Below are 24,540 nucleotides of genomic sequence, written 5' to 3'. Positions count from 1 at the left end.
TTCGATCGATGCGTCGTTCGTCAACGCCTGCCGGACGCGCGGCAACGGCGTCGACGATGGCGTCGTGACTTTTTTTTACGCCGGGCCTCTGCATGAGAGACACCACTCAGGCGGCCCCGCTGTTTACGCGTCTGCGGCACGGGCGCGGCAACCGCTCCATGTCTATCCGTTGCTGCACGTCGTGCGACGAGGAGCAACGGGTCGAACAAGGCACTCCGGCTCCGTTTCTGTCTTTCTGCTTGCTATTTCTGTTTGCTACAGCATCTAAGGGGATGATCGTTATGAACACTGCTGTGTTGCGTTGGCGTAAGCGGCTGGCCTCGGCTGCCGCCGCTTGGGTCCTAGTGACGATGGCGGTCGCATCATGGTTGCCGTCGAGCGCGGCTTCTGCAGCTGAGCCCGGCGTGGGTGACTCGGTCTATGTCGCAAACAAGATGCAGGGCTACGGCGGGACCGGCTTGGAAGGCATCTTCGCCAGCACGCCGCCCGACATCGGCAATCTCGGCACCCCGGACTATTGGGGCTACTGCATCGAGCACGACATCCCCGCAGGGACCTTTCGGACGGCGACGGTCGAGGCGCCGCCGTCGTACCTGGGCAGCAACTACTTCACCAATGCCGCGATCCAGGCAAAGGTGCTCTGGGTGCTGGCGCACAGCTATCCCTACCTGAGTCTGTCCGACTTCGGTACCGCTGCCGGTGTTCCGGGGATCTCGGCGAATGACGCCATCGAGGCGGCTCAGTACGCGATCTGGCGTTACACCGACCTGACCTTCGACGCTTCCTGGAGCTGGTCGACTCCGGACTCGGAGACCGCCTACTGGTACCTCGTCAATGGAGCGAACGCCAGCAGCGGCATGACCCCTGCCGAACTTCAGAGTACGGCCACGATCGTGGCTCCAGGCGGCACGCCTGTCGCGGGCACCTTGGTCGGCCCGTTCACGGTCAGCACCAACCAGCCGATCGCCAGCGTTTCGGTGACGGGCGGCTATACGCTGACCGATGCCAGCGGTACGGCGATCGACACCTCGGCGGTCACCGACGGGCAGAACATCTATATCGATCTCACCGGGGTCACCGCGGCGGGCTCGGCAACCGTCACGGTCTCCGCCGCGGGCTCGGGTATCTCCGGAAACATCGTCTCCGTTCCGAAGACTGCGGGCGGCATCGCTACCGCCGACAGCCATGCTCAGACGCTGATGATCGTCGCGCCGAGCACCGCCCGTGTCACCGATTCCGCCGCAGTTTCGTGGGCTTCCAGCGCGCCGCCGGCGTTTCCGTTCTGTCCGGCAGCCGGCGACCCGGCGCAGGTCTTCAACCTCGTCAACGGCGTCAACATCTACGGCTACACGCCAGGCACGACGTCCGACGCGCTGCTGCCGCTGCTTCCGGCCACGGTGTCCGGCAACCTCAATGCGCTCATGCTCGATCCGCTGCGCAACCGCCTGCTGATGATCCAGCGGTCGAGCGGCACCCAGTCCACCCTGTGGGCCTACGACTCCGCCAACGGCGGCTGGTACGTGGCGTTCGGCCCCTTCGTTTCGCCCGATTTCCCGCGCGGCGGATTCAACGCGGGCGGCACCGGCTACCTGCTGGGTACCGGGTCGAACCCGGAGGTGTGGAAGGTGGAGTCGTCCTCGACCTTCGGCTACACCGCGACCTCGATCGGTGTGGTGAACTACGACCATGCGCCGACCGACGTCGGCTCCGGAGACATCGCATTCGACGGCAGCGGCAGGGCCTGGCTGGCGGTCGGCCAGGATCTCTACCACCTCGACCTGAGCGGCAGCTCGCCGTTCCCGGCGGTGCGCCAGACGCGCCCGCTGCTCGGCGGTTCGCCGAGCACGATCGGCTGGGCCGGCATCGCCTTCGCCGGCGACGGCACGCTGATTCTCGCCAACAACGCGCCCTCGCCGAGCGCCTACTACCAATACGACCCGACGACGGGCGTCATCGTCCATCTGGCCGACACCACGGCGAACGCGTCCCGCGATCTCGCCTCCTGCGTCTTCCCGGCGCAGTCGGATCCCGCGCTGTCGGTCGCGAAGACCCTGACCGCCGTGAATGGCGCTCCGTACGTGCCGCCGGCCGCCGTGTCGCCCGGCGACCTGCTGACCTACACCATCACGATCACCAATTCCGGCGGCGCCGTGGCAACCCTGTTCGCCGGCGACGTGGTCGAAACCGTACCGGCCGAGACCACCCACACGGGCGGCGACAGCTTCACCTGCGCCGCCGCCACAGCCGGATCCTCGTGCGGCAACACCTCGGCGTTCAACGTCGCGGCCGGCGCCAGCGCTGACCTGAGCTTCACGGTCCAGGTGGGCGCGACGCTCACCGGCGCCGCGATCACCAATACCGTCGCCATTCCGGGCGAAGTCGACTGCGCGGTCGCACCGAACGATTGCGACGAGGTGACACCGGTGCTCACGCCGGCGAACGTCACGCTGGTCAAGACCCTGAGTGGGGAGAGCGGCCGTCTGGCCGGCCTCGCCGAAGCAGGCGAGCAGCTGACCTACACGATCACGCTGACCAACAGCGGTGGCACGCCGGCCCTGAACTACGGCGTCACGGACACGCTGGACCCGAACGTCACGTTCGTGTCCGCCGACAACGGCGGTGGCGCCGCCGCCGGCGTCGTGACCTGGGCGGGCCTGACCGTGCCGGCGAACGGCTCGCTGACGCTCACCGTCGTGGTGCAGGTGGTCGATCCGATCCCGGCCGGCGTGACGCAGATCGGCAACGTCGCCTACGAGACCGGCACGACGCCGCCGGCGTGTCCGCCGGCGGGCGGGCAGTGCGTGGTCGTGCCGACCGCGCCGATGGTGTCCATCGTGAAGTCGGCCGGTACGCCGACGCCGACTGGTGTGCCGAACCAGTACTCGCTGACCTACATGGTCACCGTGCACAACGCGGGCGGCAGCGTCGGCACCTACGATCTGGCCGATACGCTGACGTTCAACGGCGCCGCGGTCACCGCGGTGACGACGCCGGCCTATGCCTCGCCGAGCGGCGAGGTACAGGACGGCGTGCCGGGCGTGTTCACGCCTCCGGCCGGCGGCACGATCGTGACCGGCGAGCGCATCGGCGCGCAGGGTTCGGAGACCTGGACCTACACCGTGACCTACATGGTGGACGACGCCGACGTCGCGGCGGATTGCGTGATGCCATCCGGCGGCCTGCGCAACCATGCGTTGCTCGGCGGCGCGTCCGCCGGTCCCCCGGCAGCCGACACCTGCACCGGCGCGCCGAGCGTCAGCATCGTCAAGACAGCGGCCGCACCGGTACCGACCGGCACGCCGAACCAGTTCGCGCTGACCTACACGGTCGAGGTGGCCAACACCGGCACGCTGCCGGGCGCCTACGACCTGGCCGATGCGCTGACGTTCAACGGCGCCACGGTCGACGCGATCAGCGCGCCCGCGTACACCTCGTCGACCGACACGCAGGACGGCACGCTCGGTGCGTTCACCGCGCCGACCGGCGGCACGATCGTCAGCGGCGAGTCGATCTCGGCCGGCGGCACGGAGACCTGGACCTACACGGTCACCTACACCGTGACCGACGCGGCGACGGCGCAGGATTGCGCCGATCCGTCCGGCGGCCTGCGCAACCGTGCGCAGCTCGGCGGTTCGCTCGCCGGTGAGTCGACCACCTGCACCGGCGCGCCGGCGGTGGTGATCGGCAAGAGCGCCGGCGCTCCGATGCCGACCGGCAACCCAAACGAGTACCGCCTGACCTATCTGGTCAACGTGCAGAACGACGGCAGCTTGCCGGGCACCTACGATCTCGCCGACACGTTCACCTTCGGCGGCGTCACGGTCGTCTCGGTCGGCGCCGTGCAGCACGGCGGCAGCGATCCGCTGGCGACGACGCTCGGCACGCTGACGGCGACCGGCGGCACGATCGTGACCGGCGAGACGATCGCCGCGGGCGCGAGCGAGAGCTACACCTACACGGTGACGTTCACGATCGACGACGTGAACGGCGTCGGCCTCTGCGCCGGCGGCGGCGGCCTGAGGAACCAAGCCGAGCTCGGCGGCAGCTCCAGCGGCCAGGTCGGCACCTGCAGCGACGTGCCGGACATCGCGGTGATCAAGACCGCGACCGGTCCGGTACCGACCGGTACGGCGAACCAGTACGCGATCACCTACACGGTTGCCGTCAGCAACATCGGCGCCGCCGGCGGCAGCTACGACCTGTCGGACGCGTTCGCCTTCGCCGGCGCCACGGTCGACGCCGTCAGCGCGGTCGCGCACGCCGGTCCCGATCCGCTGGTGACGACGCTCGGCTCGCTCGGCACGAGCGGCGGCAGCATCGTCACTGCCGAGACGATCGCCGCGGCCGGCAGCGAGAGCTACACCTACACGGTGACGTTCACGCTGACCGACGCGGACCTGGCCGACGACTGCGCCAACCCGAACGGCGGCCTGCGCAATACCGCCGCGCTGGGCGGCAGCGCCGCCGGCGACGCGCGCACCTGCACCGGTACGCCGCTGCTGGCGATCGCCAAGGCGCTGACCGGCGAGAGCGGCAGCGCGGCCGGCGTCGCCGAAGCGGGCGAGCAGCTGACCTACACGATCACGCTGAGCAACAGCGGTTCGAGCGACGCGGTCGGCCAGGGCATCACCGATCGTCTCGACCCGAACGTGACGTTCGTGTCGGCCGACAACGGCGGCACCCTGGTCGGCGGCAATGTGCAGTGGACCGGCCTGAGCGTGCCGGCCGGCGGCAACCTGACGCTGACGGTGACGGTGCGCGTCGTCGATCCGATTCCGGCCGGTGTGACCGCGATCGGCAACGTCGCCTACGACCCGACGATCGGCCCGCCGACGGATTGCAGCGTCACGCCGCTGCCGCCGAACTGCACGAGCACGCCGACGCCGTCGGTGGTGGCGATCGTCAAGGCGCTCGCCGGCGAGAGCGGCGCGCTGCCGGGCGTGGCCGAACCGGGCGAGCAGCTGACCTATACGATCACGCTGAGCAACGCCGGCGGCAGCGATGCGACCGGCTACGGCGTGACCGACGCGCTCGATCCGAACACGGGCTTCGTGTCGGCCGACAACGGCGGCATGCACACGGCCGGCGTCGTCACCTGGAGCGGACTCACGGTGCCGGCGAACGGTTCGCTGGTGCTGACGGTGATCGTGCAGGTCGCCGATCCGCTGCCGGCCGGCGTCACGCAGGTCGCCAACGTCGCCTACCAGACCGGCACGACGCCACCGGCGTGTCCGCCGGCGGGTGACCAGTGCGTGGTCGTGCCGACCGCGGGCGCGGTGACGATCGCCAAGTCGGTGAGCGACGCGGACGGGAACGGCCTGGCCGAACCGGGCGAGCAGCTGACCTATGCGATCGTGCTGACCAACACCGGCGGCAGCGACGCGACCCACTACGGCGTCACCGATCCGCTCGACACCAACACCGCGTTCGTGTCGGCGGACAACGGCGGCACGTTCGCCGCCGGCATGGTGAGCTGGAGCGGACTGACGGTGCCGGCGAACGGCACGCTGACCTTGACCGTGGTCGTGCGCGTCGTCGATCCGGTACCGCCGGGCGTGACGCAGATCGGCAACGTCGCCTACCAGACCGGCACCACCCCGCCGGATTGCGAGGCGACGCCGCGGCCGGCGAACTGCACCTCGATCGAGGTGCCGCCGGCGACGGGCACGCCGCAGTTGCTGATCACCAAGACCGCGGACACCGCGACGCTGCAGCCCGGCGGCGCGGTGGTCTACACGATCACCGTGCGCAACGTCGGCAACGCCGACGCGAGCGGCGCGATGATCAGCGATCCGATCCCGGCCGGAATCGACGCGTTCGCCTGGACCTGCGCGGCCTCCGGCGTCGCCTGTCCGAACGCCAGCGGCAGCGGCGCGATCGCCGAGACGGTGGCGACGTTCCCGGTCGGCGCGACGCTGGTGTACACGGTCACGGCGACCTTGTCGGCGGATCCGCCGCAGACGGTGGTCAACACGGCCACGGTCACGCCGAGCGGCATCGCCACCTGCGCGCCGGCCGGAACGCAGCCGCCCTGCCCGGCGACCGTGATCGGCACGGTCACACCGACGCAGACGCAGCCGCCGCTGCCGGTGCCCGCCGTGCACAATTGGGCGCAGCTGTTGATCGCCCTCAGCCTGTTCGGCCTGGCCTGGCGCAGCTGGCGCCAGGCTGGTAAGTAGCGCACTCGATCTCGCTGCCTGAAAGATCGAGTGGTTTGCAATACCGGACGTTCTGCCGCGGTTTGCGATAAGCAGCCGCGGCGTCTTCTTCACGTCAAGCGTGTGCAGGCTCGATGTGGTGGCGCCTTTCTGAGCCAGAGCGGCTTTGCACGCCGCTCTGGCTTCGTTCGTTCAAGTCCTGCGAGCCGTCGATGGCGTCAATCACTGCACACAGTGAATAGCTGCAAGCGTGCGTGTGCCATACCGCGGCGACGTGCTCGCTGCGCCGAACTCGTCGCGCTGCTCGGACAGCTCGGTTATCGCGCCGACGGAACGCGCGAGGCCCATCGGGTCGAAGCGAGCAGCGTCGTCCTCAACGTCGGCGTGAGCGGTACTCGAAAAATGAAGCTCGTCGAGCACGGAGAGGCGACATTCATCGCTCGTGGACCGCGAAGCCGCAGTCGAGCAAGATACGCCGAAACCGCCGCCCCGGCCGAGACCCGCCGGCAGAGACCCGCCGGCAGAGAAAGTGTCGAGCTTCCAGCTCCCGGCGCGTACCGCACGACACCCGGCCGCGCATCGCGCCGGCTCCGTGATCGACGCACGAACCCTCCGCGGTTATCTTTTGCGGTCTTCCATATTTATCCTGCTTCATGCGCTCACCGCGTTACCGCTTCGGCGACTACGAACTGCACCCGCACTCGCGCGAACTTCGTCGCGACGGTGCACCGGTGTCGCTGCCGCTCAAATCCTTCGACTGCCTCGTCTATCTGATCCAGCGCAACCATCGCGCGGTCGGGCGCGACGAATTGATCAGCGCGGTCTGGGGCCGCACCGACGTCAGCGACGCGTTGCTCGGCCAGACGCTGGCGCGGGCGCGCCGCGCCGTGGGCGACAGCGGCGAGGCGCAGAGCGTCATCCGCACGGTGTCCGGCTTCGGCTATCAATGGGTCGCGCCGGTGTCGACAGAGGACATTCTCGCCCCGGAAAGCGAAGCGCCTGCCCTGACCGAACCTCCGTCCACGCTCGACCCTGCGGAGTCCCCCGCGGTGCGTGCATCGCCCCGCTCCACGCGTATCGCCTTCGTGGCCGCGCTCGTGCTCGTCGCCGCGATCGCGGCCTTCGTGCTCGTCCGCCGCGAGACCGGCGCCGAACCGGAGGCTCCGGCGGCGGCGGACACGTATCTGGTCCTGCCCGTCGCGGTTGCCGAGGACGAGCCCGACACGCGCTGGATCCGCCTCGGAGCGATGGATTTCATCGCTTCGCGGCTGCGCGAGCGCGCCGGCTTGCCGGTGCTTCCGGCCGACCAGACGATCGCGTACATCGGCGGGCGCCGAGACGCCGACCTCTCCGACCGGGCCGAGCGCTGGCGTCTCGCGCAAGCGGCCAGCGCGACGCACGTGCTGACCGCGAGCGCTCGGCGCACCGAGAACGGCTGGTCCTTCGAGCTCGACGCGCAGGACGCCGAGCAGACCAAGCGCTACGCCGCCACGGCGGCGACGCCGCTCGAAGCGGCTGACCTCGCGATCGGCGAGCTGCTCGCGGCGAGCGGCATGCGCGCGTCCGTCACCGAGCCGCAATTCCCGACCCTCGTCGAGCTTCGCCAGCGCATCGACGCCGCCTTCCTCGAGGGGGACTTGCGTCACGCGAGCGAATTGATCGAAGCCGCGCCGCTCGAAGCGCAGCAGGATCCCGGCATCGCCGTGCGCGCCGCCGAGGTCGACGAGCGCTCGGGCCGCATGGAGCTCGCCGAGCGCGAGTTCGCGCGGCTGGCGGAAGGCGGCGCCGCGACGGCGGTGCACGGCCGCGCGCTCTACGGCCTGTGCGCGATCGCCTACCGGCGCAACGATCTCGAAGGCGCCGAGCGCCGCTGTCGCGATGCGCTCGCGGCGCTGGCCGACCAGCGCGAACCGATGCTGCTCGGCCGCATCTACATGCTGCGCGCGGTCATCGACGACGATCTCGGCCGCATCGACGAGGCGATGAAGGGTTTCGGCCTCGCGCGACTGGAATGGCGGCGCGCCGGCAACCTGCCGGGCGAAGCCAGCGTGGACGTCAACGAAGGCCTCGCCGATACCCGCAACGGCCGGCTCAACGATGCGGTCGCGGCGTTCGACCGCGCCACGGCCGTGTTCGCGCGCTTCGGCGTGCAGGATCATCTCGCCTCGGCGCGGGCCGCCAAGTCGGATGCGCAGCGCATGCTGCTCGACCACGAAGGCGCGCTCGCCAGCAGCGCCGAGGCCTGGCAGCTGGCCGCGCACATGTCCGATATCCGCGCGGTACGCGCGATCGGCTACTCGCGCGCGCTGGCGCTGGTGTCGACCGGCCGCTTCGACGAAGCCGAACGGCTGCTCGAGCGCTTCGATGCCGCCGCCCCCGAAAGTCCGCCCGAGTTCGCGGTGCTGCATCTGGAGATCCTCGCCGAGCGCGGCCATGCTTCCGAAGCCGCCGATCGGGCCGACGCGATGCTCGACCGCGTGCGCCACCCGCCCGATCCGAGCAGCGACGCGCGCCTTTCCTACGCGGCGCTGGTACTCGTCGAGGCCGCGCTGCGCGCCAATCGCCCCGCCGTCGCCGAGCGGGTGGTCGAGCGGGTGCGCGACGCCGGTGCCGACCCGCAGGATCCCCGACGGCCCTACGCGCTCGACCTCGCCTCGGCCGAGGTCGCCGCGGCCAAGCGCGAGGATGCCGCGGCCGACCGGCAGTACGCTTCGGCGCTCGACCGGGCCGTCCGCGCCAACCGGCCCGACGACACGGTTCGCGCCGCATCCGGTTATCTGGGATTCCTGCTCGATCGCGGCCGCGTCGACGAGGCGAAGCAGATCGCCGGCCGCCTCGTCGTCCACGCCGATCGCGACTTCCGTGCCGCCCAGGCGATGGCGCGGTTCTACGCCGCCCTCGGCGACACGCAGTCCGCGGAGGAGGCCCGACGCCGCACCGTTGCCCTTGCCGGCCAGCGGACGCCGTGATCGGAGGCATCGAGGCCGCTTCATAATGACTGTGTCATCGCGATGTCACGCCTGTTTGATGCGCGAGCCGGGCCGAACGCTACCCTCGCCGAGGGCGCCACGCGGCCCGCTCCCTTCCTCAGACAGGCGGTTGTTCAGGTGAATGTTCCTGCATATTCCTTCCGTGCCCGGCCGCTGGCTGCGGCGACCGTACTTGCCGCCCTGCTCGCCGCGGGTGGCCGCACGGCACCGGCCGATACGCTCCGGCTCGCCGCGCATGCCGCAGCGCCGACCGGCGACGGCGTCGCCTTGACGGTCGGCCTCATGCCCGACGACGGCGACCCGAACGCCTGCGGCACCGCGCAGACGCTGGCCGTGCGCGTCGGCGATTCGGTCAACTTCTGCTATACGATCACCAACGCGAGCGCCCTCACGCTCGGCTACCACACGCTGACCGACAGCGTCGACGGCACGATCTTCGCGCTGCTCCCGCACGACCTCGCCCCGGGCGAGAGCTTCCAGTTCAACCGGCTCGTGACCGTGCGCGCCGACGTGGACACCTACGACGCGACCTGGACCGCGCAGGACTACGCGCCCGGCTACCGGCCCGTCGAGGCGACGCCCGCCTTCGTCGACGTGCGGACGACCGGTACCGCGCTCGGCCTCGCCGACGACGGCGTCGCCGGGATCAGCCTGCCGTTCTCGTTCTCCCTGTACGGCGTGTCGTCGACCGACCTGGCGGTCGGCAACAACGGCGAACTGGTGTTCGGCACGCTCACCGCATTCAGCGCGGCGTTCAACGACACCTTGCCGTCGACGTTCGCCATCCTGGGCCAAGGCGCGCTGGTCGCGCCGTTCTGGGACGACCTCGGCCAGGCCAACGGCGACGTCTACTGGGACGTCGTCGGCACCGCGCCGAACCGGCGCGCCGTCGTCCAGTGGGACCGCCCGCATTTCCTGTTCGACGACGGCGGACACGCGAACGTCGAGGCGATCTTCGGCGAGGACGGCTCCCTCTCGTTCCAGTACGCCTCGACGGTATTCGGCGATCCGGCCAACCCGGACTGGGACAACGGCGGCAGCGCGACGGTCGGGTTGCAGAACGCCGACGCCTCGATCGGCAACCTGTACTCGTTCGACACGCCGATCGTGACTTCGCCGCTTGCGATCGACTGGATCGCGACGAACCCGATCGCATTCACCGCCGACGCGACGGCGACGCTCGAGGTCAGCCCCGCCCTGCTGCCGGCGACCGCCAGCGTGATGCCGGCGCAGATCGATGCGAGCGGCACGCCCGGCGGCGTGCCGGTGAACGTGCCGGTGCAGATCGCCAACGCCGGCGACGTGGAACTGTCGTGGAATCTCCTCGAGGCACCGGGCGGCGCGTCGACGCGCCCCGGCACCACCGCCCATCGCGCGGCGTCCTCGCCGGTCGCGCCCAAGATCGCCGCGAACGACGCGACGCGCGACCGCTTCCGCTCGCGCGCACCGGCGACGCCGGCCGTGCGCGGCGAATCCACGCCCGGCTGCGACGAGGCCACGCCCGGCCTGCTCGTGCACGACGACGGCACGCCCGAGGACGGCTATCGCGACGGCTCGGGCCTGTTCTCGATCAACGCCTACGTCGACCGCTTCACTCCCAGCGCCTATCCGGCGACGTTGACCACCGCGTGCGTCTCGTTCCTGACGCTCGGCCCGACGACGCAGGATTTCGATCTGATCATCTACGACGACACCGGGTTCGACGGCAGCCCCGGCAACCTGATCGCCTCGGTGCCGGCGACCGCGACCGGCATTCCGGACACGGCGACGGCCGCCTTCGTCAAGATCGATCTCGGCGCGCTCGGCATCAGCATCCCCAGCGGCAGCGTCTACATCGGCGCGCAGTGGAATCCGCTCGACCCCGGCAACGTCTTCATCGCTGCCGACGTCGACGGCGATCCGGACGCCGGCCACGGCTATCACATGCGCGGATCCGATCTCGGCCTCGGCTCGTGGGACCGGACGATCGAGCAGTTCGCCGACTACCACGCGCTGCTGGTACGCGCGGTCGAGGCGCCGGACGTCTGCGCGAACCCCGCCGACGTGCCGTGGCTGACGCTGAGCGAAACCTCCGGCAGCGTCGCGGCGCACGACAGCGGCACGATCACCGCGACGCTCGATCCGACAGGGCTGGCCAACGGCAGCTACGCGGCGACGCTGTGCATCGCGAGCAACGATCCGGCGCACCCGCGCCTGGTCGTGCCGGTCCGCTTCGAGGTCGGCGACACCCTCTTCGCGAACGGCTTCGATCCGTAGCGCGGACGACGGCGGGCCGGTCGCGTTCGACGCGCACGGCCCGCCTCACGTTCGCGCCGGTCCGGTGGTCTCGACAACACAGGGGTACATGATGCGCAAAGCTGCACTGACGATCGGTTCCTTGCTGGCGTTCGGTTCCTGCGCGCCGGCCTTTTCCGGCGTTGCCGCCACGACCGACGGCGTCGTCGGCGTCTCGATCGGCGCCGATCTGACGGTCGACGCCGGCTTCGGCGACCAGGGCTACACCGTCGTCAATTACAACGACGACGGCGGCACCTGGGACGAAGCGGTGCGCGTGATCCCCGCGCAGGGCGACGGCTTCTGGCTCGTCGGCTTCCACCGCACCGACGCGAGCGCCGACCGGCTCGCGATCTCGAAGCTCGACGCCGACGGCAGGCTCGACCCATCGTTCGGCACGGAAGGAAAGACGCTGATCGACACCGGCATCAGCTACGTTCGCGACGCCATTCGCGTGGACGACCGCTTCTACGTCGTCGGCATGCACCTGCTCACGTCGCAGGGACCGGGCGTGATGGCCGTCGCCTGCGTCGACGTCGACGGCGCGTACTGCCCCGGTTTCGGCGACGAACACGGCACGGTCACGATCGCGCTGAACGCCCCCGGCTTCACCAGCGAGGCATTGCGCGTCCTGCACCGCGACGGGAAGCTGTACGCGATCGGCAATACGGATCCGGGCGGCGAACGGGGCCACTCCAGCGCGATGGCGGTCGCCAAGCTCGACGCGTCGACCGGCGCGCTCGACGCGACGTTCGGCGACGGCAGCGGCCCGCTGCCGGGTACGGTCGTGTTCGATCCCGACGTCTATCCGGACGGCAACGACTTCGCCTACGCAACCGCGTTCGCCGGCGACGGAATGATCCTGGTCGGCGGCGCCGCGCAGAACAACGACAACCAGGGCAGCGACGGCTACGTGCTCGCGTTCGACCCGGCCAACGGCGCGCTCGACACCTCGTTCGGCACGGACGGCTACACGTTCTTCTCGTTCGACACCGGCGTGCATTTCGACCAGGTGCTGGTGCGCAAGATCCACGTGTTCGACGACGGCCGGATCCTGCTCGCCGGCGAAGCCAACCACGACGACGAGTTCTTCAACACGCTCACCGACGTCCTGCTCGCGTCGCTCCAACCCGACGGAACGCCGACGCTCGGCTTCGGCGTCGGCGGCGCCACCCACGTCAACGTCGGCCTGAACGCCGTCGTGCAGGACATGGGCGTGCGGTCGAACGGCGACATCGTCGTTTCGATGTCGGCGAACGGCATCAATCCCAATCCCTATACGCCGGCCACCCAGCAGTCGATCGCACAGTTCGACGCGTCCGGCAACGGTCCGACGGCGACGGTGTCGATCGAATACCCTTCGCAGGTCACCCCGCAAGGCGCGCCGACCTCGCTCTACGTCGACGCCAGCGATCGCGTCCTCGTCGCAGGATTCCGCCTGTGGGATTTCAACTTCCCGGTGCCCGACTCCGACCACACGCTGACGCGCCTGGTGCGCGACGGAATTTTCGCCGACGGCTTCGAGCCTTGATGCAGCGACCGGAAGCACCTGCGCCTTCGCCGGCCTGCTCCGCCGGCCACAGGTGTTTCCGGTCGCGCCGACCGCTCGCTAGCTCTTGATGAAGGCCAGCAGATCCGGATTGACGATCTGCGGATGGGTCGTGCACATGCCGTGCGGAAGACCCTTGTACGTCTTCAGCGTGCCCTTCTTCAGCAGCTTGACGGAAAGCAGCGCCGAATCGGCGATCGGCACGATCTGGTCGTCCTCGCCGTGCATGACCAGGGTCGGCACCTCGATCTTCTTCAGATCGTCGGTGAAGTCGGTTTCGCTGAAGGCCTTGATGCAGTCGTAGTGCGCCTTCGCGCCGCCCATCATGCCCTGGCGCCACCAGTTCCAGATGACGCCCTGATCGACCTTCGCACCGGGCCGGTTGTAGCCGTAGAACGGACCCGACGGCACGTCGAGGAAGAACTGCGCGCGATTGGCCGCCAGCGCCTTGCGGAAGCCGTCGAACACCTCCAGCGGCAGGCCGCCGGGATTGGCCGCCGTCTTCAGCATGATCGGCGGCACCGCGCCGATCAGCACCGCCTTGGCGACGCGGCCGGGTTTGGCGCGGGCGACGTAATGGGCCACTTCGCCACCGCCCGTCGAATGGCCGACGTGGATCGCGCCCTCGAGGCCCAGGTGATCGGTGAGGTCGGCGACGTCGGCCGCATAGGTGTCCATCTCGTTGCCGGTATCGGTTTGCGTGGAACGGCCGTGCCCGCGCCGATCGAACGCGATGACGCGATAGCCGTGGGACAGGAAGAACAGCATCTGATTATCCCAGTCGTCCGCGGACAGCGGCCAGCCGTGATGGAAGACGATCGGCGTCGCGTCCTTGGCACCCCAATCCTTGAAGAAGAGGTCGGCGCCGTTCTTGGTCTTGATGGTCGAGTTCATGCGGGAAGCTCCAGCAGGATGGGAAAGTGCATGCGCCGGCGACAGGCCGAACACGGATGGCAGCGCGACTCCGGCAGCGACCGCGGTACCCGCGGCGAGCATGCGCCGCCTCGAAACATCATGAGGGGAATCGGGATCGTCGGTAGAACCTTTCATGGCAGCCTCCTTCGAGGGGACATTCGCCATTTCGATTCCGGTCCGCTCGCGCTGCGTGACGTCTGCCGCCGCGCCGAGCATGCGCCGAGCGCGCCCGTTTTGCACGAAGCAGAAGCGCCCGCCACCGGCCACGGAGGACCGGATCACGCTTCGCCCCGGAAGATCAGGGTCGGCGCCCGGACTCACTGAGCTCGGCTCACCGACGGGAAGTCGACGCGAGAACTGCGGCCCCGCACCCATGACTTGCGAGGGATGCCGCCCCCGGTGGGCTCGGTGATAGCGTGTGCCGCATCCTTCTCCCGCCGCCGAGAGAGTCCGTCGATGCTTGCGATCCGCGATTTGTCCAAGACCTACGCCAACGGCGTGCGCGCGCTGAAACAGGTTTCGCTCGACATCCCGGTCGGCATGTTCGGTCTGCTCGGCCCCAACGGCGCCGGCAAGTCCTCGCTGATGCGCACGATCGCGACCTTGCAGGATCCCGACAGCGGCACGATCACCCTGGACGGCCGGGATCTGCTCGCCGACAAGCCGGCGACGCGGCGTCTGCTCGGTTATCTGCCGCAGGAGTTCGGCGTCTATCCGCGCGTCGCGGCCGAGACGATGCTCGACCATTTCGCCGTACTGAAAGGACTGGTCGTACGCAGCGAACGCCGCGCCGTGGTCGAGTCGCTGCTGCGCCAGGTGAACCTGTGGAAAGTGCGCAAGCAGAAGCTCGGCACGTTCTCCGGCGGCATGCGCCAGCGCTTCGGCATCGCCCAGGCCCTGCTCGGCGATCCGAAACTGATCATCGTCGACGAACCGACCGCCGGCCTCGATCCGGAGGAGCGCAACCGCTTCCTCAATCTCCTCGCCGAGATCGGCGAAAAAGTGGTGGTGATCCTCTCCACCCACATCGTCGAGGACGTCACCGACCTCTGCCCACGCATGGCGATCATCGCGCAGGGCCAGGTGCTGCTGTCCGGTCAGCCCGCCGATACCATCGCCGCGCTGACCGGCCGCGTCTGGCGGCGCGAGGTACCGAAGGCCGCGCTCGAGGAATACCGCCAGCGCCTGGTGGTGCTGTCCACGCGCCTGGTCGGCGGCCGCACCATCGTGCACGTGCTGGCCGACGAGCGGCCGGAGGACGGCTTCGTGACGGTCGATCCGGACCTCGAGGACGTCTACTTCGGCGAACTGCGCCGCCACGCGCTGCGCGCGGCCTGAGTCCGGCACGGGAGGTCGAACGCATGTTCCTCGAAATCCTTCGCTTCGAGCTGCGCCAGCAGCTGCGAAGCCCGCTGTTCTGGATGGTCGCCCTCGCCTTCGGCGCGATCGCGTTCGCCGTCGCCGGCTCCGATTCCGTGCAGATCGGCGGCGGCATCGGCAACGTGCACCGCAATGCGCCGCTGGTGGTGACGCAGTGGCTGACCTACTTCACCCTGTTCGGCCTGTTCCTGATTCCGCTGTTCGTCGCCAACGCGGCCTTGCGCGATTTCGAGACGGGCACGGCGGAGCTGTTCTTCTCGACGCCAATGCCGCGCTCGGCCTATCTCGGCGGGCGATTCCTGGCTGGCTATCTCGCCGCGATCGGCATCCTGGTCGTGGTCGCGATCGGACTTGGCCTCGGCGCGCTGATGCCGTGGGTCGATCCGGAACGGCTTGGACCGACGCGGCTGTGGACGTACCTGTACGCCTTCGCCGTGTTCGTGCTGCCGGGCCTGTTCTTCCTGTCGGCGTTCCTGTTCCTGCTGGCGACGCAGACGCGTTCGATGCTGGCCACCTACATCGGCGTCGTCGCGTTCTTCGTGCTGTGGCAGATCGCGTCGATCGCGCTCGGCAACCTGGAACATCGCACGCTCGGCGCGATGCTCGACCCGTTCGGTCTCGGCGCGATGGATCTCGCCACGCGCTACTGGTCGGCGGAGGAACGCAACACGCGCCTGCCGGAACTGTCCGGCACGCTGCTGGCCAACCGCGCGATGTGGGCGGCGATCGCGCTCCTGCTGCTCGGCGCCGCCTTCGCCTGGTTCCGCACCGAGCGTGCCGGCACCGGACGGCGGTGGTGGCGCAGCGCGGCCAAGAAGGCCGTCGTGCAGGCCGCCGATGCGCCGACCGTGCTCGCACGGCCCATCGCGATCGCGCGCACCGATGCCACAGCACGCTTCGCGCAGTGGCGCCAGCTCGCCTGGTTCGACACGCGCGGCGTGCTCGGCGGCGTCGCGTTCCTGGTCATGCTCGCGTTCGGCCTGATGAATCTCGGCGGCTCGCTGGCGTTCTCCAACGAGCTGTTCGGCACCAAGGTCTATCCGGTCACGCACCTGATGACACGGGCGATGGACGGCAGCTACAACTTCCTGCTGATCATCATCGTCGCGTTCTACGCCGGCGAACTGGTCTGGCGCGAGCGCAGCCATCGCATCAGCGACGTCACCGACGCGTTCCCGCTGCCGGACTGGATTCCGCTGCTCTCCAAGCTGACCGCGCTGGCGACGGTCATCGTCGCGTTCCTCGCCGCCGGCGCGGTCGAATGCGTCGTCTACCAGCTCTGGCGCGGCGACACGCCGATCGAGCCGGGCCTGTACCTGTCCTACATCGCGCTGACCGCGCTCGGCTTCCTGCTGTTCGGCGCGCTGGCGCTGTTCCTGCAGGCGATCTCGAACAACAAGTTCATCGGCTATCTGCTGGTGGTGGTCTATTTCGTGGTGCGCATCGCGCTCGGCCAGCTGGACTACGACCACCATCTGTACAACTACGGCACCGCGCCGGCCGCGCTGTATTCGGACATGAACGGCTACGGCCACTTCCTGGCCGGGCACCTGTGGTTCCGCGCCTACTGGACTTGCCTGGCGATCGCCCTGCTGGTGCTCGCGGCGCTGTACTGGGTTCGCGGCACGGCGCGCGGCTGGAAGGAGCGCACGCGCATCGCGCGGCAGCGCCTCACGCGGCCGTCGGCGGCGCTGCTCGCCGCCGCCGTGGCCGGCTTCGCGGTGCTCGGCGGCTGGATCTACTACAACACCAACGTGCTCAACCGCTACGTGCCCGGCGATCTCGCCAAGCAGCACAAGGCCGACTACGAGAAGCGCTACCGCCAGTATCTCGACCTGCCGCAGCCGAAGATCACCGACGTGCGCGCCGACGTCGACATCTATCCACACCAGCGGCGCGTCGACGTCCGCGGCCACTACGTGCTGGCGAACAAGGGCACGCGGCCGATCGGCGACCTGCACGTGCGCGTGCCGCCCGAGATCAAGCTCGTCGCGGTCGATTTCGTGCCGCACGAGATAGTCAGCGACGACCGCACGCAGGGCTACACCATCTATCGCCTGAAGCAGCCGCTGGCGCCCGGCGCCACGATGGATTTCGACTTCACGCTCCAGTACCAGAGCCGCGGCTTCCGCAACGCGCCGGAGGACACTCGCGTGGTCGACAACGGCACCTTCCTCGACAGCAGCTCGTTCCCGCATTTCGGCTACGACGAGAACGGCCAGCTCGAGGACCGCAACGACCGCCGCAAGTACGACCTGCCGCAGCGCCCGCGCATGCCGAAGATCGACGACGAGCCGGCGCGGCAGTTCAACCTGCTCGGCCGCGACGCCGACTGGGTGCGCTTCGAGACGACGGTGTCGACCGTACCCGAGCAGATCGCGCTGGCGCCCGGCTATCTGGAAAAGGAATGGACCGCGGACGTGCCCGGGCACGGGCCGCGCCGCTACTTCCACTACAAGATGGACCAGCCGATCCTGGGCTTCTTCTCGTTCCAGTCGGCGCGCTACGAGGTACGGCGCGACCGCTGGAACGACGTCGCGATCGAGGTCTATCACGACCCCAAGCACGCCTACAACGTCGAGCGCATGGTCGAGGCGACGAAGAAGTCGCTCGAGCATTTCAGCAAGGCCTATACGCCGTTCCAGTTCCGCCAGATGCGCATTCTGGAATTCCCCGGCTACGAGACCTTCGCGCAGAGCTTCGCCAACACCGTGCCGTTCTCCGAGTCGATCGGCTTCATCGCCGACCTGCGCGATCCGGACGACGTCGACTACGTCTTCTACGTGACCGCGCACGAAGTGGCGCACCAATGGTGGGCGCATCAGGTGATCGGCGCCCTGGTGCAGGGCGTGACGATGCTGGACGAGACGTTCGCGCAGTATTCGGCGCTGATGGTGCAGGAGCGCGAATACGGCCCCTCGCAGATGCGCAAGTTCCTCAAGTACGAGCTCGACCGCTATCTCGGCGGCCGCGGCGGCGAGGTGGTCGAGGAGACGCCGCTCGGGCTGGTCGAGAACCAGCCGTACATCCACTACCGCAAAGGCTCGGTGGTGATGTACGCGCTGAAGGACTACCTCGGCGAGGATCTGGTCGATCGCGTGCTCGCCGGCTACGCGCGCGAGAAGGCGTTCCAGCAACCGCCCTACACGACCACGCGCGAATTCCTCGCGGAATTGCGCGAAGCCGCCGGGCCGTCATGGTCACCACTGATCGGCGACCTGTTCGACCGCATCACCGTGCACGACAACCGCGTCGTCGAGGCGGTTGCGAAGAAGCGCGACGACGGCAAGTACGACGTCACCCTGTCGCTGCACACCGGCAAGGTCTACAGCGACGGCGTCGGCAAGGAAACACCGGCCGCGTTCGACCAGCCGGTCGACATCGGCGTGTTCGCCCGCGCCGCGGACGGCAAGGAAGCGCACCAGAAAGTGCTGTTCCTGGAAAAGCGCCGCGTCGGCGACGGCGACAGCCACCTGACCGTGACCGTCGACGAGCCGCCGTACGAGGCCGGCATCGACCCGTACAACAAGCTGATCGATCGCGTCTCCGAGGACAATCGCAAACGCATCACGCTGCAATGATCCTCCTGGCGCGGGAAACTCGGATCGGAGATACGAAGTCCTGCGTTTTTCCACACGCCTCGCCGACCGTCATCGAGTGCCCTTGGCCTTGCCCGCCGGCGGCGCCCGCGGCTTGTCGCGCATCTGCTGCAGCACGTCCGCGCACGGGTTCTCGTCCTTGCCGTTGCTCGGCGCGATCAACGCCAGCAACGCCGCCGCCGGCGCCGCGGCCACGCCGAGCGCGACCGCGCCGCCACCGCGCAGCAGCAGCTTGCTGGTCTGCACGCCGACGTCCGGGTTGCCGAGCGTTCCCCTCACGTAGAGCGGCGAGCGCAGCGAGAAGATGCGCAGGCCCTTGGTGTGCGGCGTGATGTCGAGGTCGAGCGCTTCGGTGGCGAAGTTCACCGTGCCGTCGATGTCGATCGTGGCGTTCTCGGTGTCGAACACCGCCAGGCGCGATTCGAGCAAGCCGTCGGTCGCAGCGAAATCGGCGGCGGCGCAATTGATCTTCACCGGCTGGTCGCCGAACAGCTTCACCACGACGTAGTTGCCGACGTTGAGGCCGGCCAGCTCCATCAGTTCGCGACTGACGACGCCGTCGTTCATCACCAGCTTGAGCTCGCCATCGGAAGAGCCGAGCAGCGCGGCGACGGAATTTCCGCTCGCCGACAGCGCCGCATCCAGGTTGAGCTGACCCAGCGCGCTCTGCATGGTCTTCATCTTCGGAAACAGCTGGCGCAGTTCGAGACCGCGGGCGGCCAGCTTGACGTCGCCCTTCATCGTCTCCTTGCGACCGTCGAGGTGGATGGTCGAACGCGCCTCGCCGCCGGCCAGGCCGAAGTTCAGCGGCGCCAGCGCCAGCGCGCCGGCCTCGAGGATCACGTGCGCCTGCAGATCGCTGATCGGCAGGCTGCCTTCGCGCACGATCCGCTTGCCGTTGAAGGCGACGTCGGCATCCATCGCGCGCCATCGCTCGGTGCGGAAGGACGCATTCGGCAGCACCTTGCCGCCGGCGGGACGGCGAGGCGCGTCCTTGCCGCCCGGCGGCGTCGCGTTCGAGGCATCGCTCTTGTCGCCGGTATCCAGGCCGATCAGCGGACCCAGGTCGGCGAACTGCAGCTGCTCCGACCACACCTTGCCGCTCAGCTTCGGCCGCGGCGCGCCTTGCGCATAGGTGAGCGTGCCGTGCAGGTCGCTGCCGCCGACGCGGCCGTTGAAGTCGTCGTAGGTGAAGGAACGGGCGTCCGCCTGCAACGCCGCGGTGAGATGACCGTCGGTCCGGAACGGCGGCGTATCCGGCAGCGTCACGCCGATCACCGGGTACAGATGCGCCATGCTGTCGGCGGCCAGGCGCAGATGCAGGTCGACGGCGTCGGGGCTGCGCGGGTCGGTGATCGAGCCGGTCAATGCGATGCGCACGTCGCCGATCTGCAGCTCGGCCTGCAACGGAAACGCGCCGGCGACGCCGCGCAGCGCCAGCACGCCGCCGGTCTTGCCGGTCCCCGACACGCGCGCGCCGTTGTAGGTGCCGCGCGCGTCGAAGCCGAAGACGAAGTCCTGCGCATGGGCCCGCACGGACTTGCCGGCAGCGGACTTCCCGACCTTGCCCAAGACCTCGGCGAAGGCGATCGGCTGGCCGAGCGGTTCGACGTCGACGGCGACGTCGATGCGGTCGGCCGGATCGTGCAAGGTGATCTTGCCGGCGTCGAAGCCGACGTCGCCGAGATCGAGCGTCCAGGTCGAAGGCGCAGCGCCGTCGCCCTGTGCGAACGCAAACGTCCAGTTGTTGCGCCGCTCGCCTTCCTTCTCCAGGTGGATCGTCGGCCGGCCGAGCTGCACGTGCGGAATGGACACGCGATGGACGAGCAGATCGAGCAGGGAAAGACGGAACTCGACCTGTTCCAGATGGGCGAACTGCTTCTCGCGCGCCCATGGCGGATTGTCGATGCGCAGGTCCTTTGCGATGAACACCGGCCCGGGCAGCCAGTCACCCGGCTCCCGGCGCCAGCGCACCGACAGGTCTCCGTCGATCGCGAACGCGCGCCCCAGCGCGGCGCTCGCCTTCTCGTTGATCGTCGGCTTCGCCCGATTCCAGTCGAACGTCGCCACGAACACGATCGTGACGACGATCAGCAAACTCAGTACACCGCCGAGCCAGGCGGCGATGCGATATCCACGTCTCATGGCGCTCCCATCGCATACGCGGCAGGCGTCCGAGTCTTCACGAACGCGGCGGAATCCTTCCTGACCGAGGGTACGCGCGAGTCAGGCCGCGTTGTCGTGATGACCTGCGTCGTCCGTTCGATGACGAAGAATCAGCGCCATCACCCCTCGTCGAAGCACATCGTGCTCATCACGCGACGGCACCGTTTCCGCAAACGACCAGCCCGCCGATACGGCGGGCTGGTCGTCACGAAGCCGGATCACCTCACGGCGAACCACCGCAGTCGAGATCGAACCCGTTCCGGAAGATCGGATCGGCCGGATCGAGGTTCTCCAGCGCGAAGTGCGTGACCTGCGCGGTCGGCACGCCCGCTTCCTGCGCCGAGACCTGGTACTTGCCGGGGATGGCGTTCGCGGTCGCCTCGACGTAGGCGACGCCGTCGAGATCGGTCACCGCGGTCGCCGTCGGGCCGCCCGCGCCTCCGTTCGCCGACAGCGATGCCGACGCCCCGCTGGCCGGAGCGGTGAAATCGACCGAGATGCCGGCACGCGGCTGACCCTGCGGATCGGCCAGGCGCACGATCAGCGCGCACGCGAACGGTTGGTCGACCACGGCCGCCTGCGTACCGCCGCCGATCGGCGTCGACGAATTGCCCGGCGTGTTGCTGAGGTGGTAGGTGACCGGGGTCGACACGCCGGCGACCTGCGCGGTCACCGTGTAGCTGCCGACGGTGGAGTTCGCGGTCGCCTGCACCACGGCTTCGCCGGCGGCGTTAGTGGCGACGTTGAGCGTCGCGCCGTTCTGCGGGCCGGCCGAGAGCATCGCGCTCGCGCCCGAGGCCGGCGCGACGTACTGCGCGACGACACCGGCGACCGGATTCTGGAACTCGTCGCGCACACGCACCTTCAGCGGCAACGGGAACGCGGTGTCGATCGGCGTGCTCTGCTGCGTCCCGCCGCCGACGCTGCCGTCGCCGCCGATCGGCACGACGTCGTGCGGCGTGCCCGCCGTGTTGGTCAGGTCGAAGTCGAACGCGCCCGGCACGCCGGCGACGGTCGCCGATACGAGGTAGTGGCCGGCGACGGTGTTCGCGGTCGCCTGCACCTGCGCCTCGCCGTTCGCGCCGGTCGTCGCGCCGGTCGCGGACAACGCGGCGCTCGCGCCCGATGCCGGCGGCGTGAAGGCGACGGCGACGTTCGGCACCGGGTTGCCGTGACTGTCGTTGATGCGCACCACCAGCGGCGTCGGGAACGGCGTGTTCACCGTCGTCGACTGCGTGCCGCTGCCGCTCGCGCCGATCACGATCGCCGACGGCGGACCGGCCGTGTTGGTGAGGCCGAATACCGCGGCCGTGGCGCCGCCCGCGCTGGCGCCGACGGTGTAGGCACCGGCGATCGAATTGGCGGTCGCGCCGACGTTGGCGATACCGTCTGCGCCGGTCATCGCGACGCTGGCCGACAGCGTCGCCGACGCGCCGTTCGCCGCCGGCGTGGCGACGAAGCTGACGCTGACGTTCGGCACCGGATTGCCGAACGCGTCGCGCGCCTGCACCGCGAGCGGCTGCGGGAACGGGTTCTCCACCGGCGCGCTCTGCGTGCCGCCGCCGGTCGCAACGATCGCGGTCGGCGCGCCGGCGGTGTTGGTGAGCTGGAACGCCGCCGCGGTACCGACGCCGGACACCGACGCGCTGACGACGTAGCTGCCGGCCTGCGCGTTCGCGGTCGCGCCCACCGAGGCGGTACCGTCGGCGCCGGTCGTCGCGGAGGCGGCGCTCAGCACGGCGCTCGCGCCGCCGGACGTCGCCGCGCTGAACGCGACCGCGACGCCGGACACCGGATTGCCGAACGCATCGTTGACGGTGACCTGCAGGGGCTGCGCGAACGGCGTCGTCACGGCCGTGCTCTGCGTGCCGCCGCCGGACGCGGCGATCGTCGCCTGCGTGCCCGCCGTATTGGTCAGCGAGAACGCGGCGGCCTGCGGCACGCCGGCGACGCTCGCGTTGACCGCGTACTGGCCGGCGAGGAGATTCGCGCGCGCCGTGATCGTCGCGCGGCCGTCGGCTCCGGTCGTCGCCTGCGGCGAGGACAGCGTCGCACCGGCGCCGTTGGCGGCGGGCGCGACGGCGAACGAGACCGACGTCGCCGCGACCGCGTTGCCGAACGAATCGCTGACGCCGACCACCAGCGGCTGCGGGAACGGCGTGTCGACGGTGGTGCTCTGCGTGCCGCCGCCGCTGCCGTCGTTCGGAATGGACACCACCGCCGGCGCACCGGCCGTGTTGGTCAGATGGAAGATCTGCGGATCGGCGAGGCCGGCCACCTGCACGCTGATCGTGTAGGCGCCGGCGACCGTGTTCGCGGTGGTCGCCACGCTGGCGTCGCCGTTCGCATCGGTGAGCACGGCGAGCACCGAGCCGCTGTTGCCGCCGGCGTTGAACGTCGCGCTCGCGCCGGCTGCCGGCGCGGTGAACGTGACCTGCGTGCCCGCCACGCCGTTGCCGACGCCGTCGAGCACGCGCAGGCCGAGCGGCACGGGGAACAACGTGTTCACGGTCGCCGACTGGCCGTCGCCGGCGATGTTGCCGACCGCGGCGGGCACGCCGAGCGCGACCGCGTCGAGCGCCACGTTGTCGAACGTGATCGTCGGCAGCAGGTCGACCGTCAGCAGCCCTCGCGGCTGCGCGAACAGCCGAACTTCGATCGGACTGGCCGCGATCGACGTCGGCGACACGTAGGTCATCGTCAGCCGGTACGTCGTGCCCTGCAGCAGCTGCAAGGTGACCGCGCCGGCCGGCTGGGTGTCGCTCGACGCGAGCACGGCGCCGCCGGCGGCGATCGCCACGCCCGTGTGCGTGTTGTTGAGCAGCCCGAGCTGCAGCACGCGCCCGGCGTCGACGTCGGCGGAAAGAACGTAGCGCGTGTTCGATTGCACGTTGGTCGTCAGCGTCTGCCCGAGGTAGCCGCCGTTGTTGACCAGCACGAGCGCGCTGATGCCGAGCAGGCCGCTGATCGACGCCTTCTGCGTCGTCGCCGAGATCGACAACGTCGGCGGCGCGAGCAGGCCGATCGCGCCGGCGTAGGTGCCGGTCCACGGTCCTGCGCCGATCGGCACGTCGGTGCCGCTGCCGCCGAGGACGCCACCACCGACCGAACCCGCATTGGCGGCGGAAGAGAAATCGCCGTTGCCGACGGCTATCGGGGCCGCGACGGCGCCGGTGGCCGTCGCCAGCAGCGCGATCGCGCACGCAGCCAGCCACGCAAGCGCACGGCGCGGCGTGCGATGCCGATGCGCGCCGCAGCGCGCGCGAAGCGTCCGGGGATCGCAGGAATTCATCGGCATGCTCCTCGAGTACGGCCTCGAACGGCGAGGCAGTCAGGGACGGCGGCAGACCTGCGAAGCGACGTTTGTCGAGTCGGTCGCGCCCGACGTTCAACCTACCGGTGACAAACGTGAGCGGCATCCTGTCAAGAATGACAGGGCCGTTTCGAGGATGTTTTCACGTGGTCGCCACTCGCTCGCGCGCAGCATGGAAATCTCGTGCGCTCGAAAT

Annotated in this window: 9 protein-coding genes; 6 read left to right on the top strand and 3 right to left on the bottom strand. The window is 69.4% G+C overall.

Annotated elements, in window-relative coordinates; all coding sequences use genetic code 11:
- Positions 1–404: 404 nt before the first annotated feature.
- The 4 genes from J7520_RS07585 to J7520_RS07570 all read left to right on the top strand — a co-directional run bounded on the left by J7520_RS07585 (position 405) and on the right by J7520_RS07570 (position 12,953).
- The gene (locus J7520_RS07585) at positions 405–6,179 is read left to right on the top strand and encodes a Cys-Gln thioester bond-forming surface protein (RefSeq protein WP_291186111.1); all 5,775 of its coding nucleotides are present in this window, start codon (positions 405–407) and stop codon (positions 6,177–6,179) included.
- Between the two features lie 632 nt (positions 6,180–6,811).
- Positions 6,812–9,127: a winged helix-turn-helix domain-containing protein gene (locus tag J7520_RS07580; protein WP_291186109.1), complete on the top strand. Its 2,316-nt coding sequence runs from the start codon at positions 6,812–6,814 to the stop codon at positions 9,125–9,127.
- 138 nt (positions 9,128–9,265) lie between these two features.
- Positions 9,266–11,404 (top strand): hypothetical protein, encoded by a 2,139-nt coding sequence (locus J7520_RS07575; protein WP_291186107.1) that lies wholly within the window; start codon positions 9,266–9,268, stop codon positions 11,402–11,404.
- Between the two features lie 91 nt (positions 11,405–11,495).
- Positions 11,496–12,953, top strand: a complete 1,458-nt coding sequence (locus tag J7520_RS07570; protein ID WP_291186105.1) for a hypothetical protein — start codon at positions 11,496–11,498, stop codon at positions 12,951–12,953.
- Positions 12,954–13,031: 78 nt separating this feature from the next.
- On the opposite strand, the gene J7520_RS07565 is transcribed toward J7520_RS07570, so the two are convergent.
- A complete protein-coding gene (locus tag J7520_RS07565; protein WP_291186103.1) occupies positions 13,032–13,865 on the bottom strand; it encodes an alpha/beta hydrolase in 834 nt (277 codons plus the stop codon).
- Positions 13,866–14,342: 477 nt separating this feature from the next.
- On the opposite strand from J7520_RS07565, the gene J7520_RS07560 reads away from it, so the two are divergent.
- On the top strand, positions 14,343–15,224 hold the full coding sequence (locus J7520_RS07560; protein WP_291186102.1) for an ABC transporter ATP-binding protein: 882 nt from the start codon (positions 14,343–14,345) through the stop codon (positions 15,222–15,224).
- A 23-nt stretch (positions 15,225–15,247) separates the two neighbouring features.
- Positions 15,248–18,847: an ABC transporter permease subunit gene (locus tag J7520_RS07555; RefSeq protein ID WP_291186100.1), complete on the top strand. Its 3,600-nt coding sequence runs from the start codon at positions 15,248–15,250 to the stop codon at positions 18,845–18,847.
- Between the two features lie 69 nt (positions 18,848–18,916).
- Here J7520_RS07555 and J7520_RS07550 read toward each other — a convergent pair whose 3' ends face one another.
- Together J7520_RS07550 and J7520_RS07545 are read right to left on the bottom strand one after the other, a co-directional pair.
- Positions 18,917–21,010, bottom strand: a complete 2,094-nt coding sequence (locus J7520_RS07550) for an AsmA family protein (protein WP_291186098.1) — start codon at positions 21,008–21,010, stop codon at positions 18,917–18,919.
- Between the two features lie 244 nt (positions 21,011–21,254).
- A complete protein-coding gene (locus J7520_RS07545) occupies positions 21,255–24,323 on the bottom strand; it encodes an Ig-like domain-containing protein (RefSeq protein WP_291186096.1) in 3,069 nt (1,022 codons plus the stop codon).
- Positions 24,324–24,540: the final 217 nt, after the last annotated feature.

It is taken from the genome of Dokdonella sp. (assembly GCF_017744955.1).
GTDB lineage: Bacteria > Pseudomonadota > Gammaproteobacteria > Xanthomonadales > Rhodanobacteraceae > Dokdonella_A.
This window is presented reverse-complemented; position numbering and strand designations above follow the sequence as displayed.

What these genes read in the sequence shown, in the direction of transcription:
- J7520_RS07580 (WP_291186109.1), top strand. Translation starts at nt 6,812, where the DNA reads ATGCGCTCACCGCGTTACCGCTTCGGCGACTACGAACTGCACCCGCAC.
- J7520_RS07570 (WP_291186105.1), top strand. Translation starts at nt 11,496, where the DNA reads ATGCGCAAAGCTGCACTGACGATCGGTTCCTTGCTGGCGTTCGGTTCC.
- J7520_RS07565 (WP_291186103.1), bottom strand. Translation starts at nt 13,865, where the DNA reads ATGAACTCGACCATCAAGACCAAGAACGGCGCCGACCTCTTCTTCAAG.
- J7520_RS07560 (WP_291186102.1), top strand. Translation starts at nt 14,343, where the DNA reads ATGCTTGCGATCCGCGATTTGTCCAAGACCTACGCCAACGGCGTGCGC.
- J7520_RS07555 (WP_291186100.1), top strand. Translation starts at nt 15,248, where the DNA reads ATGTTCCTCGAAATCCTTCGCTTCGAGCTGCGCCAGCAGCTGCGAAGC.
- J7520_RS07550 (WP_291186098.1), bottom strand. Translation starts at nt 21,010, where the DNA reads ATGAGACGTGGATATCGCATCGCCGCCTGGCTCGGCGGTGTACTGAGT.
- J7520_RS07545 (WP_291186096.1), bottom strand. Translation starts at nt 24,323, where the DNA reads ATGAATTCCTGCGATCCCCGGACGCTTCGCGCGCGCTGCGGCGCGCAT.